Source organism: Sphingobacterium sp. BN32 (assembly GCF_030503615.1).
Classification (GTDB): Bacteria; Bacteroidota; Bacteroidia; order Sphingobacteriales; family Sphingobacteriaceae; genus Sphingobacterium.
The window spans coordinates 3,631,894-3,650,989 of the sequence record NZ_CP129963.1; the positions used below are offsets into that span (position 1 = coordinate 3,631,894).

General features: G+C 41.3%; 16 protein-coding genes and 1 riboswitch. Of the genes, 6 read left to right on the top strand and 10 right to left on the bottom strand.

The features are described from left to right. Window positions 1–118 precede the first annotated feature (118 nt). Together QYC40_RS15450 and QYC40_RS15455 are read left to right on the top strand one after the other, a co-directional pair. Complete coding sequence (locus tag QYC40_RS15450) at window positions 119–1,993, top strand: sensor histidine kinase KdpD (RefSeq protein WP_301991030.1); 1,875 nt, start codon at window positions 119–121, stop codon at window positions 1,991–1,993. Window positions 1,994–2,013: 20 nt separating this feature from the next. Next, window positions 2,014–2,703: a response regulator transcription factor gene (locus QYC40_RS15455; RefSeq protein WP_301991031.1), complete on the top strand. Its 690-nt coding sequence runs from the start codon at window positions 2,014–2,016 to the stop codon at window positions 2,701–2,703. A gap of 532 nt (window positions 2,704–3,235) precedes the next feature. Here QYC40_RS15455 and QYC40_RS15460 read toward each other — a convergent pair. The 4 genes from QYC40_RS15460 to upp form a co-directional block, all read right to left on the bottom strand. Next, entirely contained in the window at window positions 3,236–3,778 is a 543-nt protein-coding gene (locus QYC40_RS15460) for an ATP-binding protein (protein ID WP_301991032.1), read from the bottom strand. Window positions 3,779–3,790: 12 nt separating this feature from the next. After that, on the bottom strand, window positions 3,791–4,393 hold the full coding sequence (pnuC, locus tag QYC40_RS15465) for a nicotinamide riboside transporter PnuC (RefSeq protein ID WP_301991033.1): 603 nt from the start codon (window positions 4,391–4,393) through the stop codon (window positions 3,791–3,793). Between the two features lie 61 nt (window positions 4,394–4,454). After that, window positions 4,455–4,928, bottom strand: a complete 474-nt coding sequence (locus QYC40_RS15470) for a ribonuclease H-like YkuK family protein (RefSeq protein ID WP_149524809.1) — start codon at window positions 4,926–4,928, stop codon at window positions 4,455–4,457. 102 nt (window positions 4,929–5,030) lie between these two features. Continuing rightward, window positions 5,031–5,675 (bottom strand): uracil phosphoribosyltransferase, encoded by a 645-nt coding sequence (gene upp / locus QYC40_RS15475; protein WP_301991034.1) that lies wholly within the window; start codon window positions 5,673–5,675, stop codon window positions 5,031–5,033. A gap of 113 nt (window positions 5,676–5,788) precedes the next feature. Here upp and uvrB point away from each other — a divergent pair, with 113 nt between their 5' ends. Beyond that, a complete protein-coding gene (gene uvrB, locus QYC40_RS15480) occupies window positions 5,789–7,822 on the top strand; it encodes an excinuclease ABC subunit UvrB (protein WP_301991036.1) in 2,034 nt (677 codons plus the stop codon). 70 nt (window positions 7,823–7,892) lie between these two features. Here the strand turns inward: uvrB and QYC40_RS15485 are convergent, their stop codons facing one another. The 3 genes from QYC40_RS15485 to QYC40_RS15495 form a co-directional block, all read right to left on the bottom strand. Further along, window positions 7,893–9,059, bottom strand: coding sequence for an alpha-hydroxy acid oxidase (locus tag QYC40_RS15485; protein ID WP_301991037.1), 1,167 nt, complete (start codon window positions 9,057–9,059; stop codon window positions 7,893–7,895). 118 nt (window positions 9,060–9,177) lie between these two features. Continuing rightward, window positions 9,178–9,705, bottom strand: a complete 528-nt coding sequence (locus tag QYC40_RS15490) for a DUF4833 domain-containing protein (protein WP_301991038.1) — start codon at window positions 9,703–9,705, stop codon at window positions 9,178–9,180. Window positions 9,706–9,773: 68 nt separating this feature from the next. Next, window positions 9,774–9,956, bottom strand: coding sequence for a hypothetical protein (locus QYC40_RS15495; RefSeq protein WP_301991039.1), 183 nt, complete (start codon window positions 9,954–9,956; stop codon window positions 9,774–9,776). A 183-nt stretch (window positions 9,957–10,139) separates the two neighbouring features. Here QYC40_RS15495 and QYC40_RS15500 point away from each other — a divergent pair, with 183 nt between their 5' ends. Continuing rightward, on the top strand, window positions 10,140–11,522 hold the full coding sequence (locus QYC40_RS15500) for an APC family permease (protein ID WP_301991040.1): 1,383 nt from the start codon (window positions 10,140–10,142) through the stop codon (window positions 11,520–11,522). An 89-nt stretch (window positions 11,523–11,611) separates the two neighbouring features. Here QYC40_RS15500 and metE read toward each other — a convergent pair whose 3' ends face one another. Both metE and ahcY read right to left on the bottom strand, forming a co-directional pair. Beyond that, window positions 11,612–13,921 carry a 5-methyltetrahydropteroyltriglutamate--homocysteine S-methyltransferase gene (gene metE / locus QYC40_RS15505; protein ID WP_301991041.1) on the bottom strand — a complete coding sequence of 770 codons (2,310 nt, stop codon included), beginning with the start codon at window positions 13,919–13,921 and terminating at the stop codon, window positions 11,612–11,614. Between the two features lie 70 nt (window positions 13,922–13,991). Further along, window positions 13,992–14,091: riboswitch (SAM riboswitch) on the bottom strand. 365 nt (window positions 14,092–14,456) lie between these two features. Then, window positions 14,457–15,773, bottom strand: coding sequence for an adenosylhomocysteinase (ahcY, locus tag QYC40_RS15510; RefSeq protein WP_301991042.1), 1,317 nt, complete (start codon window positions 15,771–15,773; stop codon window positions 14,457–14,459). Window positions 15,774–15,938: 165 nt separating this feature from the next. Between ahcY and QYC40_RS15515 the strand changes: the two genes are divergently transcribed. Together QYC40_RS15515 and QYC40_RS15520 are read left to right on the top strand one after the other, a co-directional pair. Then, window positions 15,939–16,349 (top strand): BrxA/BrxB family bacilliredoxin, encoded by a 411-nt coding sequence (locus QYC40_RS15515; RefSeq protein ID WP_149524801.1) that lies wholly within the window; start codon window positions 15,939–15,941, stop codon window positions 16,347–16,349. A gap of 110 nt (window positions 16,350–16,459) precedes the next feature. After that, complete coding sequence (locus tag QYC40_RS15520) at window positions 16,460–18,109, top strand: amidohydrolase (protein ID WP_301991043.1); 1,650 nt, start codon at window positions 16,460–16,462, stop codon at window positions 18,107–18,109. Here the strand turns inward: QYC40_RS15520 and QYC40_RS15525 are convergent, their stop codons facing one another. After that, window positions 18,110–19,033 (bottom strand): hypothetical protein, encoded by a 924-nt coding sequence (locus QYC40_RS15525; RefSeq protein ID WP_301991045.1) that lies wholly within the window; start codon window positions 19,031–19,033, stop codon window positions 18,110–18,112. Window positions 19,034–19,096: the final 63 nt, after the last annotated feature.

Genomic DNA, 19,096 nt, shown 5'->3' on the forward strand with positions numbered 1-19,096 from the left:
TTTAGCTATCTAAATATACTCAATATCGAGCCTATGCGGTCTATTAAACCTTCATAATCGCTGTTAAATTGTGTTAAATGAAAAAAACCACATCAATCCCTTATTATTTTTGTAACAAATGAAGAAAAGAAGTATTACGTTGATTATAGGATTGATGTCCATCGCGCTCTTGGGTGTTATGGCCATGCAGTATTACTTCATCCGGGAGTCATTCAAACAAAAGTCAAAGCTATTTGACGAAGCTGTAAAAGCCTCACTAACAGCAGTCGCGAATAAAATTGAACGCATTGAGATTTATGAATTTGCCCGTCAGCAAGAACGTGAAAATCAAGAGAAATTCAGACAAGACCAAGAAAGGCTGCAGAAAAACGAACAGATTTTAGCACTCCAAGTTAAATATCAGGACAGCATCAAATTGCTGCAACGCCTTGCTTTTTCACACACGCAGCGCTTCAATGAGATGGAAACTCGATTGAATCAGCAGTATCCTACAGTATTGATTAGCAATAATTTCTATGAAACCTATATCCGCCGCAAGGAATACAATCATCTTGTTCGAATTACTTTAGAGCAGGGCTATACCAGCGAAATGACGATCGGAGAATTTGCGCGCGTTTATGCTATACGTGAAATCAAAGAGGTAAAAGCAAAAGACGATAGCGCCCGTTATGTCATCCCTATCTTCGGACCGAATTCCGCGATCACGGCAACTTTCGAAATCCGAACCCTCCCTCCTCCTGTTGACCTCCGCGTACTATCACAGATCGACGTGTTAGAGAAGAAGTTAAATAAGCTCCGCAATCAGAAATTAATCGGCGCAGAAACGCTCTTTGATTCCCTGAAAATTATGGGAGGAAAACAGAGTGCCATCATGGAAGATGTAGCCATTGGTATGCAATTATCCAAGCGCCCCTTAGAGCAGCGTATCGATAAAACACAGGCAGTGGATTTGTTGATCAATGAGTTAGATCAACGCGGTATCAACTCCTCTTTCGTGATGCAGGTTCGTAATTCGGAAAATAGCCCATTGGTCTTCCAAGCCATTTTCAATTATAAAGATGAGAAAATCAAAGAGACCAATACACCGCCAATGATCTACAAGGCTCGACTATTTCAGAGCGACGAAGGTAAATCTCCTGGCGAGTTGCGCGTATATTTCCCCAATAAGGGTTCCGTCATTGCGAGCACCATGGGATATTGGTTGTTGCCGATTCTTGCTTTGCTAGCTTTATTGATCGGCTGTTTCGCCTATACTTTACGCATGATCCTCCGTCAGAAGAAAATATCGGAGATGAAAACGGATTTCATCAACAATATGACGCATGAGTTCAAAACCCCTGTTGCTACCATCATGATTGCCTCGGAGTCATTGAAAGATCCGGAAATCTCAGCCGATGAACGTAGAGTAAGCAAACTCGCCAATATCATTTATGACGAAAATGTGCGCTTAGGCTCTCACATCGAGCGTGTGCTTAATATTGCCCGACTGGAAAAAGAAAATCTAAAAATAGAACGCACCAATGTGCAGATCAACAACTTAGCCAATGCGGTATTAGAAAGCATGAAGCTGCAGTTGGAAAAAGCGGAAGGAAGCTTGAACATACACCTGGATGCCGAGCATGATTTGGTGATTGGAGATGAACTCCACCTATCGAATGTCATGTACAATCTTGTGGATAACGCCATTAAATACAGTAAAGATCGGCCTGAAATTACATTTAAAACTTTCAATCGCGGAAAGAATATCGTTATTGCTGTTTCCGACAAAGGAATCGGTATGACGAAAGATCAGTCGGAGAAGATTTTTGACCAATTTTACCGTATTCCGACCGGAAATATCCATAACGTGAAGGGCTTTGGATTGGGATTAAGCTATGTTAATGACATTATAAAACGCCTCAATGGAAAGATCACTGTGAAAAGTGAGAAAGATAAAGGCACACAATTTGAAGTAACTTTACCATTAAAGCATGCCTCACAAGAGGTTGCTTAATAAAATAGCAAAGGAATTATATGAATCAAAAAATATTATTAGCCGAAGATGACCCTAACTTGGGCGATCTTTTGAAAGACTATCTGGAACTAAAGGGCAAATTTGATGTGGTATTGAGCAAGGATGGTCAAGAAGCATTGGAAGCCTTTAGAAAGGATAATTTTGACTTATGTATCCTCGATGTCATGATGCCTAAAAAGGATGGCTTCTCCTTAGGTAAAGACATTCGTAAGATCAATCAAACTATACCAATCATCTATGCGACAGCAAAAGGGATGATGGAAGATAAAACCCAAGCTTTCGAGTTAGGCGGCGATGATTATATCACCAAACCATTCCGAGTAGAAGAACTACTCCTAAGAATAAACGCACTCCTAAAAAGAGCTGCAAAAGACAAAGATGAAGAAGTTGCGGATAAATTCGAAATTGGCGATTACTTCTTCGATTACACCAGTCAGATTATATCTTACAAGGGTCAACAACAAAAATTATCTACAAAAGAAGCCGAGCTTCTTCGTCTGTTATGCTTAAAAAAGAACGATGTCCTAACCCGCGAGGAAGCACTAGTTAAAATCTGGCATGACGACAATTATTTCACCGGCCGTAGTATGGATGTTTTCTTAAGTAAATTGAGAAAGTACCTGAAAGAAGACCCCAACGTCGAGATCGTCAATGTACATGGTAAAGGATATAAGCTTTTGGTAAGCTAGTTTTTTTTAGATATAAGATATTAGATTTTAGATATAAGAACCTGCAGCAGTGCAGGTTCTTTTTTTTGTCGCTGCTTTTTAGGAAGAGGATTCTGAATTAGGAGAGGATGAAAATTGTCTTGAACCAGGGAAAAGAGGATTTTAGGATTGACAGGATGTTTTGTCTTTGAACCAGGAAAGGAAGGATGCAAGGATAATCAGGATCAGCGAATTGGTAAAGTTGGAGACGTTTAGTGAAACGTCTTTACGCGGTTCGTCATGATTACCGCCTATATAGTCCAAAATTGTATAGAAGCCAATTGGACGCCAATGAGTAGAGACGTTTCACTAAACGTCTACTATAAAACACAATCGCCCCCTCATATGTCACAATACCCGATCCTGTCAATCCTAAAATCCTTTTTTTCCTGGTTCAAGACAATAGTACTTAGTATAAAGACCCAGCGTAACATTCTGCTCACCCCTAAATCCTTCCTTACTCTCTCTTCAAAATAAGAAAAACTGCACTGTTGCAGTTTCTAATATCTAAAATCTAATATCTGACATCTAAATAAAATCCCACTTCCCGAAGTCCGTTCTGTAGTCTTTCCTCTCCCAATCCTGATACGATCTTATAGTTGGCATTTAGGGCATCTAGCTCATCTTTCCAGACCTGCATAAAGTGCGCTCTTTCTGTTGGAAAGTCTCTAAGTGGGTCATCTTCCCAAGGAAGATCGATATCCATGAGCAGATAAAAATCATAATGCCTTTTCTTAATTTCATCGGTTACAACCTTTGGCGTGTCATTGAAAAGATGGTCGCACCATATCTTGACGGTCAGAATTGTCGTGTCACAAACGATTATAGAAGGCTTAGACGCAAGGAACGCGTCTTCGAGTGCTACTTGTCCATAAAACATGTTGACTTCGTCCTGAAGCGTGTATTCGCGATTTAAATGTTCGCAATAATATCTCGCATATTCCGGAACGGCTAATGTCTTTAGCTCGCTGGCGAGGTATTTCGCCATGGTCGATTTCCCGGTAGACTCCGGTCCGACGACAGCGATCTTGATAGTCTTGTTTTCAGTAGCCTGCATAAAAACACAATATTACTGAAAATTAAGATAGCTTTTTCGCCAATCTCGATATCCATTCCACGCAATAATTGTGAAAGCAATGTATAAAATCGCTGTTAGAATTAAGTCCTTGTGGATATAGAGCGGGATATAACATAAATCAACAAACACCCAGAGCAACCAATTTTGTAGTACTTTGCGCGTCATCAAGAACTGGGCAACCAAACTGGTCGCAGTACAGAACCCATCAATGTAAGGCACATCGGAATTGGTTTTCTGATCTAGGAAATAACCGAGAATACCTGCAATCAATAAAATAATCACAATAGTCAATCCCAATTGCTTGCTGTTGAAGGATGTAATCGGCTTCTCCTCGGAATGTGCTCGCCTATTCCAATAATACCATCCGTATATTGCTGTGCCGAGGAAGTAAACCTGTAAAGCAGAATCCCCATAAAGTTTAGCATGATAGAAAATATACAGATAGAGGCTAACACTGATAATACTAATTGGCCAGTTCCATATATTTTGTCTTGCGGCGAGGAATACACAGAGGAATCCAGAGATGGTTGCAAGCCACTCCAACAAGCTGGTTTCTAGAAATTGTTGGTAAAGTTGAGAGAGAAAATCCTGCATTCTTCAGTTATTAAGGATAACTAAAGATAGCAATAATAAAGAAAGAAAGGTCCTCTACAAGCTATTGAACCAATTTATTGGCGCAGTTTGTACTTGCAAAAGATTCTGGTTTCGCCTTGAAGATGAATCCCATTCCCAAGATATAGCCCATGGCTTCTTTGAGTGCGGTATTGGATTGAAAGTTGGGATTGGTGTTGATGTCAGCGTGGACTTCAAGGTCTACGGAATACTGGTCGAGAAGTGGACAAAGCTCGTAAGCCGTTTCGATGGAGTGTTGTACTTCAAGGAGCATCCTCTCTTTGATACTCATGTTGTGCATTTTGCGATCCTTATGGATGAACATAAAGCCACCGCGATGTTCCCGGAGGAAGACAATAACCGTCGCGAATTCGACAATACCGCGCTTAACTTGGGAGTCGGTGCCGATATAAACCTTTAATTTGTTACCTAGGTTCTGTTCGCGGATAATGGTGTCCTCAACTGCGGATAGGATCGGGAGCTTTAATAATTCTCCATTGTATTTTTGCCATTCCATATACAAAGGTTTTGTTGTCTAAATGTACTGATAAACTGTTCATTATATTTTGATTATATATTAACTAATTGCTAAATGTTTGTTTACTCCTCTGTGAAGCTATTATTCTTTATTGCCATATGCAAGATCACCGGCATCCCCTAAACCAGGAACGATATAAGACTTACTCGTCAACTCATTATCGACCGCCCCTACCCAAACTTGAACTTCCGGAAGGAATGCCCTAACATGCTGAATCCCCTCTTCTGAAGCAATCACTGTCGCGATGTGAAGCTCTTTGATATTATACTCACTCAATAAATCCTTACAGCAAAGTACCAGGCTCTTTCCCGTCGCCAGCATAGGATCAGCCATGATGACCACCTTGTCGTCCAGATTAGGCGTGTTCTGATATTTCTTATGGATTTCAAACTCTCCGCTTTTCTTAGTGTGACGATAGGCGGCAATAAAAGCACTGTCAGCACGATCAAAAACGTTTAATAGTCCTTGATGAAATGGCAAACCCGCGCGCATAATCGTAGCAATAACAGGCTGCTGCGGCATCAAGTGTGTATTTGCCACGCCTAGCGGAGTTTCCACGTTGACATAATGGTACTCTAATGTCTTACTGATTTCATAGGCCATTACTTCTCCAAGACGTTCTAGATTCCGCCGAAACCGCATCCGATCTTGCTGTATCCGTACATCTCTTAATTCTGCCAAAAAATGATTGGCAATGCTGTTCTGTTTTGTTAAGATCGTTATCATGACAAAAAGTCTTGTTGTTAAGCAATTTAATAATTATTTTTCGCAATTGAGTGCGTTAATCAGTTATTCTAGAAACGGAATAATATTTGATAAATTAGCGTGGAAAGGGAAGCATGAAATTTCAATTAACATCTGAATATAAACCCACTGGCGACCAGCCTCAAGCAATCAAAGAGTTAGTTGCTGGCGTTGAACAGGGAGAGCAATATCAAACATTATTAGGGGTAACGGGATCCGGTAAAACATTTACTGTGGCGAATCTAATTCAAGAAACGCAGAAACCAACCCTTATTTTAAGCCACAATAAGACTTTGGCAGCACAGCTGTATGGAGAATTTAAACAGTTCTTCCCCAATAATGCGGTGCATTACTTCGTGTCTTATTACGACTATTATCAACCGGAAGCATTTATAGCTTCTTCCAACACGTATATTGAGAAAGATTTAGCAATCAATGAGGAAATAGAGAAACTTCGATTAGCAACGACTTCTGCGCTGATGTCGGGACGTAGAGACGTTATTGTGGTCTCCTCCGTATCCTGTATTTACGGTATGGGTAACCCTGAAGATTTCTCCCGGTCGATCTTCCGATTTGGCGTAGGTACCACCATTAGCAGAAATGCTTTTTTACATAAATTGGTGGAAATCCTCTACGCAAGGACTACGGCAGACTTCAAACGCGGTACGTTTAGAGTAAAGGGTGATACTGTGGATGTCTATCCCGCTTATATGGATAACGCTTACCGCATTTCTTTCTTCGGCGATGATATCGACGAGCTAAGCGAAATAGATCCCGTGTCGGGAAGAACGCTGCAAAAGCATGAGACCCTAGCTTTATTTCCCGCGAATCTTTTCGTTACACCAAAGGAAAAGTTTACCCAATCAATTTGGGGTATTCAGGAGGAATTGGTCCATCGCAAGGCGCAGCTGGAAGATGAAGGCAAGATGCTGGAGGCCAAGCGACTTGAAGAGCGTGTTAATTACGATTTAGAGATGATGCGCGAACTCGGCTACTGTTCCGGAATTGAGAACTACTCCCGATTTTTCGATGGTAGACAGCCAGGCATGCGCCCCTTCTGTTTGATTGATTATTTTCCGGATGATTATCTGATGGTGATTGATGAAAGCCATGTAACCATCCCACAATTGCGTGCGATGTATGGTGGTGACCGATCAAGAAAGATCTCTTTAGTAGAGCACGGCTTCCGATTGCCGGCGGCATTAGATAACCGTCCATTGAACTTCCCGGAATTCGAATCCCTGACCAATCAAACGGTATATGTTTCGGCTACTCCAGGGGATTATGAATTGCAACAGACCGAAGGTGTTGTTGTCGAGCAAGTCATTCGTCCTACAGGTTTATTAGACCCTATTATAGAAGTCAAGCCTGCTATCAACCAGGTCGATGATTTCTTGGAAGAAGTCGATAAGACCATTAAAGAAGGCGGAAGAGTGCTAGCGACAACCCTGACGAAACGGATGGCGGAAGAACTGACTAAGTATATGACCCGCCTGAATATCAAAGTCCGTTACATCCACTCTGAAGTAAAAACCTTAGAACGCGTGGAAATACTTCGCGGACTGCGCTTGGGCGAATTTGATGTCCTTGTTGGTGTCAACCTATTAAGAGAGGGTTTAGATTTACCGGAAGTGACGTTAGTCGCTATATTAGACGCGGACAAAGAAGGTTTCTTACGGTCTGAACGTTCCTTAATCCAAACGATTGGACGTGCGGCACGTAATGAGAAAGGTCGCGTAATTATGTATGCAGACAAGATGACGGATAGTATGCGGATTACCATCGATGAAACAAACAGACGTCGTGATAAGCAAATCAGTTACAACTTAGAACATGGCATTACCCCGCGTACCGTTGGAAAAACAAAAGAAGAGATTCTAGAGCAAACGTCGGTTGCTGATATGGGCGTAGGACCAAAAGCTTATATTGAACCGGATGCGGCCGCTTCAGTTGCTGCCGATCCACTGATCGAATACATGAGCGATAATGAAATGAAGAAAGCGATAGAAACAGTTCGCAAGCGGATGGAAAAAGCAGCTAAAGAGATGGAATTCTTAGAGGCAGCAAAATTACGCGATGAGATGTTTGCGTTGGAGAAAGCCTATGAAGACAAATTCGGAAAGAAATAGATTCCTCGATTCTTAGAAGAACGCATTATATAGCATTAAAAAGCCACCTTAATTAGGTGGCTTTTTTAGTTTATTTTATCAGTCTACCCGGAAACTGTGTTATATTTTCTAGCGTTAATTGTTGCATAACCTGATACAATTGTGCTTTGAACATCGTTATGGTATGATCGGCACCCTCATCTCCTAATGCTCCGACACCATACATAAATGGGCGTCCCATAAAGTTGAAGTCTGACCCCACGGCATAGGCTCTTCCTAAATCCACCCCAGAGCGTATCCCGCCATCCAACATAATCTTTATCTTTTCCTTATACAGCGGATTTGAAGCCAATTTAATCAATGAATTTATCGAAGACTCACCAGCATCGATTTGTCGGCCACCATGGTTTGAAACAATGACCCCATCGGCACCTACTTGTATTGCAGCTTCCATATCCTCATCGGTGGTAATACCTTTTAACACTAAGGGTCCTTGCCAGATATCACGGATCGCTTTCACTTTCTCCACATTCACTTTCCCCGTGAAAGTACGGTTCATAAACTGTCCGAGTTGCGCAAGATCTAATCCCTTTTCCATATAAGGTTTCAACGTGGCGAAGGAAGGAATCCCGTGCTGAAGCGTCTTAATCCCCCAAGTCGGACATACCATTGCCTGCAAGATGTTTTGGATATTCATCTTAGGCGGCATAGAAAGACCCGATTTAATTTCACGATATCGCAAGCCGAATGAAGGAACATCCACCAATACCACCAAAACAGGACATTCAACATCTTTTAAACGACGTAGAATATCATCTCTCAAGCGATTCTCGGTAGGATGATAAAGCTGAAACCAGGCCTTCCCATCGGATACCTCGGCGATGCGTTCAATAGAACTGGTAGAGACCGTGCTTAAGGTATAAGGTATATCATGCTTGGCAGCGGCTTTCGCTAATATTTCAGGTGCATTAGGCCACATTAATCCTTGTAATCCAATCGGTGAAATCCCAAAAGGAGCAGCATAAGTTCGGCCGAATAAGTTAACCGACATATCAATATCCCCTGCAACATGCAGATACTGCGGCTTTAGAAGAATATCGTCAAAATCATTCTCATTTCTTGCTAAGTTGAGCTCTTCATTGCAACCTCCTTCGAGGTAGTCAAAAGCAAACTTAGGAATTCTTGACTTCGCTTTACGCTTTAAATCAGTAACTGACGGATATTTTGAATTGTATTTGAATAGTATTTTTTTACTCATGGATCTAAATTGATCGGTTAGAACGTTAGACGTCTAATTTAAGGCAAATAATCGACAAGACTGTCCTGTACTCTGATGTACAGGATAGAAAATCGGTAATTAGGAAAATACTAGGAGTTTAATCTTTTATGACCAATTTCTCAACAACAGATCGGTGCCCCGCTTTCCCATAGAAAATTATATGATCCACCTTGGTTCCAAGACCCGATGTTCCCTCCTTCTGTTGAATAAAAATACGCTCTACACGCATTTTCACGTTGTTAACCGTGGTTTCAACATAGGAACCCTTATGTGATTTGATGTGCAGGAAAAACTTTTGACTTGGCAGGGAAACGATGGACGCTTCATAAGTATCCGAATCTACAACTTGCGTAGATATGCCATAAGCGAAGTTTCGCTGAATTACGGAGAGTGGTTTAATTTTTCCATCCTCATCGAATAATTCACGATATACTTCGATGGGATCCTTCTTATTGATGTTGCCATCATCAAGCCGATTCAAAGCGTAGATATAAGTATTATGCCCTCGATTGTGTTGGATGTAAAATAGAACATCCGTCATGTTCGAGGGTTTGGGGTATCCTGATTGCGCAAGAACCGGGAGGATCAAATTAATCAGGCAGACTAATAGCAGCGTATGCTTCATGTGATATGAAATTTGCTTTAAATTACAGCAAATTATATTAAGCAGAGGTAAAGTTTTAGTAAAAAAATTTAATCTACTCCACCGCCACGATTCATGAATTTTGAAATTAACCAAATAATCAAGGCAACAACAATAACTACCATGATAATTCCGGACCACATACCTGCTTTAAAAATCCCTTCAATTGCAGCACAGCTACTTAATAAAGTAGTTACTGCGAATACCATAACTCCTAATGATAATCTGTTCATATTGTTTTCTTCTTTTATTTCAAAACAATAACGATAACAAATAGTTTGAGCTATTCTATTCTTTCCAACGACTTGCTATTCGAAAGTTGCGATAAACCGGTGTGAGTCAGTAAGCTAAAATTTTAGACTCCCCCTTAATTTGTTTCAATTTATTTGTACGTTTATTTTTATAAATCCTAAATAATGAAAAAACAATTATCCCTCTGGGATGGAATCATGATTGTCATGGGTTCGATGATAGGTAGTGGTATCTTCATTGTGAGCTCAGATATGATGCGACAACTTGGCTCCGGATATTGGCTTATTGCCGTATGGTTGATTACCAGCATTGCAACCATTGCAGCCGCAATATGTTATGGCGAGCTCTCCTCGCTGTTCCCAAAAGCAGGCGGACAATATACCTATCTCACAGAAACCTTCGGTAAAATGACGGGCTTTCTTTATGGCTGGAGCTTGTTCGCTGTTATTCAGACGGGAACAATTGCAGCCGTCGCAGTTGCCTTTGGCAAATTTACGGGCTACCTCTTCCCGCAACTAAATGATGCCCCTCCGCTTTACCAAAACGGCAGTTTCATGATCACCTGGATGCAGATCCTCGCTATTCTCGTCATACTCCTGCTGACCTATATCAATACAAAGGGAATACAGAGCGGAAAAATCGTACAGTTTCTTTTTACATCCTCTAAAATCATTGCTTTGATCCTGCTAATAATTGGGGGCGTCTATTTAATAAAATCAAATTTCTTCTTCGAAAACATTTCCTACAGATGGCATGCCTTTCAAAATCTAAAAGGGGAAGGCTGGACTAGTATTTCTGGGGCTACACTGATGGGAGGAATCGCTGCTGCAATGGTAGGTTCCATTTTCAGTAGCGTAGCATGGGAGAATGTGACCTTTGTAGCTGGTGAAATGAAGAACCCCAAACGTGATGTCGTGCGTTCTATGGTGATTGGGACCACCTTAGTCATGGTCTTGTATCTATTCTGTAATTATGTTTATCTCTCAGCACTCAACCGCGATGAGATTGCATTTGCGGCAAACGACAGGGTTGCCGTAGCAGCGGCTGAAAAGCTGCTGGGACATAGTGGCACTATTGCGATGGCCTTGTTGGTTATGGTTTCGACATTTGGCTGTGTGAATGGAATTGTGCTTTCTGGTGCTCGCGTATTTCAGACAATGGCAAAAGACGGCCTTTTTCTTAAACAGGCGATCGCGAACAATAAGCATGATGTTCCCGAAAGATCGCTGTGGTTACAAGGGATATGGGCATCCCTACTGTGCCTTAGTGGACAATACGGTAACCTATTGGATATGGTGTCCTTCGTTATTGTCATCTTCTATATGATCACCGTATTTGGCGTCATCTATCTGCGCGTGAAGAAACCTACGCTAGAAAGAAGTTATAGAACATTCCTCTATCCGATTACGCCATTGATCTATCTCATTATAGGAACTGTATTCTGTGTGCTATTAATCTTGTTCAAGCCGAACTATACCTGGCCAGGATTTATCCTCATTATGATGGGTGTACCAATCTATTACCTGAGCATACGAGCAAATAAATAGCATAGTCGCCGGAAATAGCACAAAAAAACGGTCTGCATATCACTACGCAGACCGTTTCATACGATATTTTATATTACTACAAGCTAAGTTTATTCAGCTCTTAAAATCTTAGCGGCTTCCACCATAGATTCTAGTGCAGCTTTTGTCTCAGGCCAAGCACGAGTTTTCAAACCACAGTCAGGGTTAACCCATAATTGCTCAGCAGGAACTACCGCTTTTGCTTTACGAAGTAAATTCACCATTTCTTCCGTGCTAGGAACACGTGGAGAGTGGATATCATATACACCAGGACCAATATCGTTAGGATATTTAAAGTCAGCAAATGCATCTAATAATTCCATTTGAGAACGTGAAGTCTCGATTGTGATCACGTCAGCATCCATTGCAGCGATATCTTGGATGATATCGTTGAATTCTGAATAACACATGTGCGTGTGGATCTGTGTATCATCATCAACGTTTGACGAAGAAACGCGGAATGAACGTACAGCCCAATCTAAATATGCTTGTTGATCACCTTTACGCAATGGTAAACCTTCGCGAATTGCTGGCTCATCAATTTGAATAATCTTGATACCTGCTTTTTCTAATGCTTGAACTTCGTCAAGAATAGCTAAAGCGATTTGGTATGTCGTTGTCGAACGAGGTTGATCGTTACGTACGAAAGACCATTGTAAGATCGTAACAGGACCTGTTAACATCCCTTTCACTGGACGGTTAGTCAATGATTGTGCATATGCTGACCAACGTACAGTCATATCTTCAGGACGGTACACATCACCATAAATTACCGGAGGTTTAACACAACGAGAACCGTATGATTGAACCCATCCGTTTTGTGTGAATGCGTATCCTGCTAATTGCTCACCGAAGTACTCAACCATGTCGTTACGCTCGAATTCACCGTGTACTAATACATCGATATCTAATTCTTCCTGTAAACGGATTGTTCTTTCAGTTTCTTCTGCGATCTCTTTGTCGTATTGCTCTTGTGTGATTGCACCTTTTTTCAAGTCAGCTCTCCATTTACGAACATCTTTCGTTTGTGGGAATGAACCGATTGTTGTTGTTGCGAATCCTGGCAAGTTAAATTTCGCTTGTTGAGCAGCTTTACGAGCATCGAAGCCTGAAGTACGTTTTGCGTCTTCATCAGTAATGTTATTAACGCGCTCTTTAACTTCAGGTTTGTGGATTAATGGCGATGTACGACGGCTTTCTGCAGCAGCTTTGTTTGCTTCGAAACGCTCTTGCGTCGCAGCATCAACTTCACCATCTGCTAATACGGCTAAGTCTTTAACTTCCGCTAACTTTTGTTTAGCAAATGCTAACCAGTTTTTAACTTCTTTAGGAAGCGACTCTTCGTTATGCTCGTTATCTAAATCGAAAGGAACGTGCAATAATGATGATGAAGGAGCAACCCATACGCGGTCTTTTCCTAAAGCATCTACTGCTTGTTTGATTTTTACTAAAGAGTTTTCGTAGTCATTTTTCCAGATGTTTCTTCCTTCAACAATACCTAAAGATAAAGTCAATGAAGCTGGAACTTTTGATAATATAGTGTCAAGCTGATTTTCACCACGAACCAAGTCTAGGTGTAAAGCGTGAACCGGAAGACTAACTGCTGTGTCTTCGTTGTCACGTAGCGCTTCGAAATAAGTAGCAACGATTAATTTAACGCCTTTCGCAGCAGCAGCAAGTTTTTCAAAAACTTTACCGTACAATGCGCGAGTAGCATCATCAATATCAAGCGCTAAGAAAGGCTCGTCGATTTGAACGTATTGAGCACCAGCTTCCGCTAATTTTGATAAGATTTCTTCGTATACAGGAAGTAAGTTGTCGATAAGGTCGATACGGTTAAATCCTGATTCTTTTTCTTTACCTAATAATAAGTAAGAGATTGGGCCAAGGACAACTGGCTTAGTTTCGATACCCAATTGTTTAGCTTCGTTATATTCGCTTAAGAATTTTTCAGAAGTTAATTTGAATTCTTGGTTTTTTACAAACTCAGGAACGATATAGTGGTAGTTCGTGTCGAACCATTTTGTCATTTCCATAGCCGTAACATCTACGCCACCCTCTTGGAAACCACGTGCCATCGCAAAATATAAGTCTAAGTTATATTGGCGATCGATTTTATTTAATAATGAATTGTAACGAGCAGGGATTGCACCTACAGTTAAAGATAAGTCTAATACTTGATCGTAAAAAGAGAAGTCATTTGATGGGATCAAATCGATACCCGCCTCTTGTTGAGTCTTCCAGTTGCCTTCACGGATTTTCAGTCCAGCTTGCAATAATTCTTCCGCGCTAATTTTTTTCGCCCAGTAAGCTTCGTTAGCTTTCTTTAGCTCGCGGAATGCACCCACACGTGGGTAACCTAAGTTGTTCGTTAATAACATACAGTATTGAATAAATTTTTAATCTACTATTTTACTTTGCTAGAGAAGGCCACTTAGGACTAGTGAACTTGGCTTATCATTCCTTTTTAAAGGTAGAATTTAGCACCTTGTCAAGAGACAGGTTGCTAAGGCTTCATCGGGTCTATTCCCTCTGCCTTTCTCTATAAGCGACGGCTAAGATATGGAGAAGATTTGAATAAAACAAAAAAAGATTTTAGATATTAGATTTTAGACATTAGACTCTTGTTTGAACAAAAAAAGTAGTTAGTATTTAGTAGTTAGTAGTTAGACCTAGGGCGGAAAACCATTTTTAGGCATTAGATAAGAGAACCTGTCTTGAAGCAGGAAACGAAGGATTCAAGGATTGACAGGATATTTGGCATGCGGTAAAAGTGAGGGACAAATTGCCCACCATAGGTCTTTATACTAAGTACTAAATACTAAATACTATTTCAAAACAAACCAAAAAAAAGAACCTGCATTGCTGCAGGTTCTAAAATCTTACATCTAATATCTAAAATCTAGATTCTAAAATCTAGTAACGATACGCTTCCGGTTTGTAAGGACCTTCTACGGTAACACCGATATAGGCTGCTTGTTCTTGTGTTAGTTCCTCTAATTCTACACCGATATGAGCTAAGTGCAAACGAGCAACTTTCTCATCTAGGTGTTTAGGAAGTGTGTACACTTGTTTTTCGTATTGGTCTGTATTAGTCCACAACTCCAGTTGCGCAAGCGTTTGGTTAGTGAACGAGTTTGACATCACGAAAGAAGGGTGACCAGTCGCACAGCCTAAGTTTACTAAACGGCCTTCAGCTAATAAGATAATATCTTTACCGTCGATGGTATATTTATCAACTTGCGGTTTGATTTCCACTTTAGTCGATCCGTAGTTTTCGTTTAACCAAGCAACATCGATTTCATTATCGAAGTGTCCGATATTACAAACAACTGTTTTATCTTTCATTGCTTTGAAGTGTTCTGGACGAACGATATCCTTGTTACCTGTCGTCGTTACAACGATATTAGCTTCAACGATCGCATCAGCCATTTTCTTCACTTCGAAACCTTCCATTGCTGCTTGCAACGCACAGATAGGATCAATTTCCGTAACGATTACGCGAACTCCCGCTGAACGTAACGATTCTGCAGAACCTTTACCCACATCGCCGTAACCTGCTACAACCGCAACTTTTCCTGCTAACATTAAGTCTGTAGCGCGACGGATCGCATCTACTAAAGATTCGCGGCAGCCATATTTATTATCAAATTTCGATTTAGTAACCGAGTCATTTACGTTGATTGCTGGTAAGTGCAATGTACCGTTTTTCATGCGCTCGTATAAACGGTGCACGCCGGTTGTAGTCTCTTCAGAAAGACCTCTGATGCCATCGATTAACTCAGGGAATTGATCGAACACCATATTGGTCAAATCACCACCATCATCTAAAATCATATTTAAAGGTTGACGTTCTTCGCCGAAGAATAAAGTCTGCTCAATACACCAGTTGAATTCCTCTTCGTTCATCCCTTTCCAGGCGTAAACCGGAATTCCCGCTGCAGCGATTGCCGCAGCCGCATGATCTTGTGTTGAGAAGATGTTACATGATGACCAAGATACATCTGCACCTAATTCTACCAATGTCTCGATTAACACAGCAGTCTGAATCGTCATGTGCAAACAGCCGGCAATACGAGCACCTTTTAAAGGTTTAGAAGCACCAAACTCTTTACGAAGGCTCATTAATCCTGGCATCTCTGCTTCTGCCAATTCTATTTCTTTACGACCCCATTCTGCTAAAGAGATATCTTTCACTTTGTAAGGTACGTAGGTAGTTTCTAATGATGACATAAATAATCTTTATTTTAGTTTTTTGCGATACAAAATTACTTGATAGCCAACTCAATTCAAAATGCAATAGCATTATACCTGTAGAAATTGACATTAACTTGAGGAACCTTGCTTGACGTAACTCAGTTTTAAGACTATATTTGCATAAACTAAAAAGTAAAGAAAATGTACCCAGAATATCTAGTAGCTCCAATGCGTCAAGAACTTGTAGACGCAGGATTCCAAGAATTAAAAAGTGTTGAAGAAGTTGATGCAGCGATCCCTTCTGAAGGAACTGTGTTCGTTGTTGTAAACTCCGTATGTGGTTGTGCGGCAGCAAATGCACGCCCTGCTGCGAAAGCTGCAGTAAAAAACGCTAAACATCCGGACAAATTAGTTACGGTATTTGCAGGTATGGAAAAAGACGCTGTAGATAAAGCACGCCAGTATATGTTGCCTTATCCTCCATCGTCTCCAGCAATGGCATTATTTAAAGATGGACAGCTAGTCCACATGATAGAAAGACACATGATTGAAGGCCGTCCGGCTCAAATGATTGCTGACAACTTAGTCGCAGCATTTGACGAATACTGCTAACAATCTTTGTATTTTGAATTTTGAATACTGAAAAAGCTTCTTTTATTTTTAAAAGAAGCTTTTTCTTCATACAGACTTTTCTTTGTATTTTTAGCGATCAACCAACAATTATGAGAAAGGCAAGCCTTTATATTTGCATACTATTCAGTATATCCCTTTTGTTTTCCTGCACCAGCAATCAGCAGATTGACTTAATCGTATACAACGCCAAGGTGTATACGGTAGATTCTTCGTTTCGAACGGTTGAAGCCATCGCCATTAATAATGGTGTTTTCATAGACCGCGGGAATTCGCAAGACCTACTCAATAGATACAATGCTAAAGAAAAGATTGATGCTGCCGGCAAGTTCATCTACCCCGGATTTTACGACTCGCATGGACACTTCTTCCTCCTGGCGGATGCTATGGACGAAGTCAATCTCTTGGGCACGGCTTCCTATGATGAGCTCCTCAGTAGATTACAGACTTATATAGCGGCAAATCCGGATAAGAAATGGATTATTGGTAGTGGTTGGGATCAAAACCTATGGCCGGATAAGCAATTCCCGACCAAAGACTCTTTGGATAAATATTTTCCGGATGTTCCAATCTTCCTTTCTCGTGTAGACTACCATGCTGCTTTGGTCAATAGCAAAGCATTAGCAGCAGCCTCTATCGACAGTGTTTTTATGGTCGAAGGTGGACTGATTTCATCGAATGAAGAAGGTGAATTAGACGGTATCTTGTTGGACAATGCAATGAAGCTCGTTAGCGAGCATATTCCGGTGCAGAACAACGATGTTCTGGTGAAGATGCTTCAAAGAACCCAAGACTCATTATTTTCGGTAGGATTAACCAGCATAGTGGATGCAGGTTTGACCGAACAGCAGATCGACGCACTGAAAGTCTTTTACAACGCCGATTCTTTGCAGATTCGTAACTATGCGATGGTCGCTGCCAATGCGAAAAGCGTAAAGAATTACCTGCGTTCCGGTACCTTTGAGTCTGAGCGTTTAACGGTACGTTCCTTTAAGCTTATGGCAGATGGGGCCCTGGGCTCCCGCGGTGCCTGTTTACTGCACCCCTACCATGACGCGCCGACGAACGGCTTTTTATTGCAGAGCCCCGAAGAATTCGACGATATAATTAAGCAATTAGCTAAAAGCAATTTCCAGGTAAACACGCATGCCATTGGAGATTCTGCCAATCGTCTTATCCTGGACACCTACGGCAAATATCTTAAGGATTCGAAAGACCGTAGATGGCGTATTGAGCACGCCCAAATCATTGCACCCGGCGACTTTAAGAAATTTAAACAGTTCTCCATTATCCCTTCTGTACAGCCTACGCACGCGACTTCTGATATGTATTGGGCAGAAGAACGCTTGGGACATGAGCGCATGAAGGGAGCTTATGCTTATCGAGATTTATTGGAACAATATGGATTGCTCGCTTTGGGAAGCGATTTTCCCGTGGAACATTACAATCCCTTATACGGATTCCACGCAGCAGTTGCTCGCGTCGACAAGAACAATTTTCCGAAAGGCGGTTTTCAATTCGAGAATGCCATCACCAGAGAACAGGCTTTACGCGGCATGACGATCTGGGCGGCCTATGCTTGTTTCCAAGAGAAGAAAAGAGGAAGCATAGAAAAAGGCAAGGATGCCGACTTTATTATCCTGGATGAAGACATCATGCAGGCTGCTCCGGAAAAGCTCCGCGATATTAAAACCCTGCAAACCTTCGTGGCAGGTGAATCAGTCTTTAAAAGAAATAGATAACTATAAATTAGCGAGCTCATGTAGCTCGTTTTTCTTTTGTACACGGTAGATCAACCAACAGAATAACAGCGCAATGGGCAGCCCTAGCATCACATAAACAAACAACATAAACTTTAAGTAGTACAACGAAAGAATATCGCGCTCGACCTCTTGCCCCATATATACGTTGTCGTATTTGCTATTGTAATAGCTATGTGTGGCTGCCAATGCTTGAAACATGCGACGAACTTTATTCTTAGGCAATGCTTCCAGATATGCAAAGTCGCTAATATCGCGCATCTTAAAATGATTGTAGGAACGCCGCAGATGCTCGCCCACTTCTCTCTCGCTACCCCCGATTGCATCTATAATGGAAACGTAGTCCGTATATTTAAAGCCCATCCAAGCCTTGGCCGTTGTCAGATAGGGAACTTTTTTCGAGAACAGTGGTACGACGAACAGGGTAATTAATTCTACCTTTCCCACGTTGGTACCCCCAGCCAACTCGAAATAGGAAAAAGGAATAACACGCATGCGATCCACATGCCAATCATTTAACTCAATAAAATCGAAAGACTCGTAAGGTTTAATATCATTGACCGACTCCAAACGCACCACTTCCGCTAAATTATAGCGAATGCTCTTCCCCATGGGAATAAAGATAAACACGGAAATTAGGCATAGCGACAGGTAAAGGTAAATGTCGACCGCATAGACTTGTGAAAATAGACGGCGCCCCAGATATAAACCTTTAAAATATCGATCGCGCAGAAACCAGATGCTCGCAACGCTAACAAAAATAGGGACTAGCCACATTGCCCACGATGGCCAAAAAGAGCTCCCCCTAATGGAAAAGGCGGCAAAGATCAACCCCAGAACCATAATGATCGTAAAACTCAACAGGATATAAGGCAAAAAAATGTGTTTCCAAAAGGAATGCTTCATAAGGACAGTTTTGGTTTATGAAATATAACAAAACTTTATCAATGAGCGGAACGCACAAAAAAA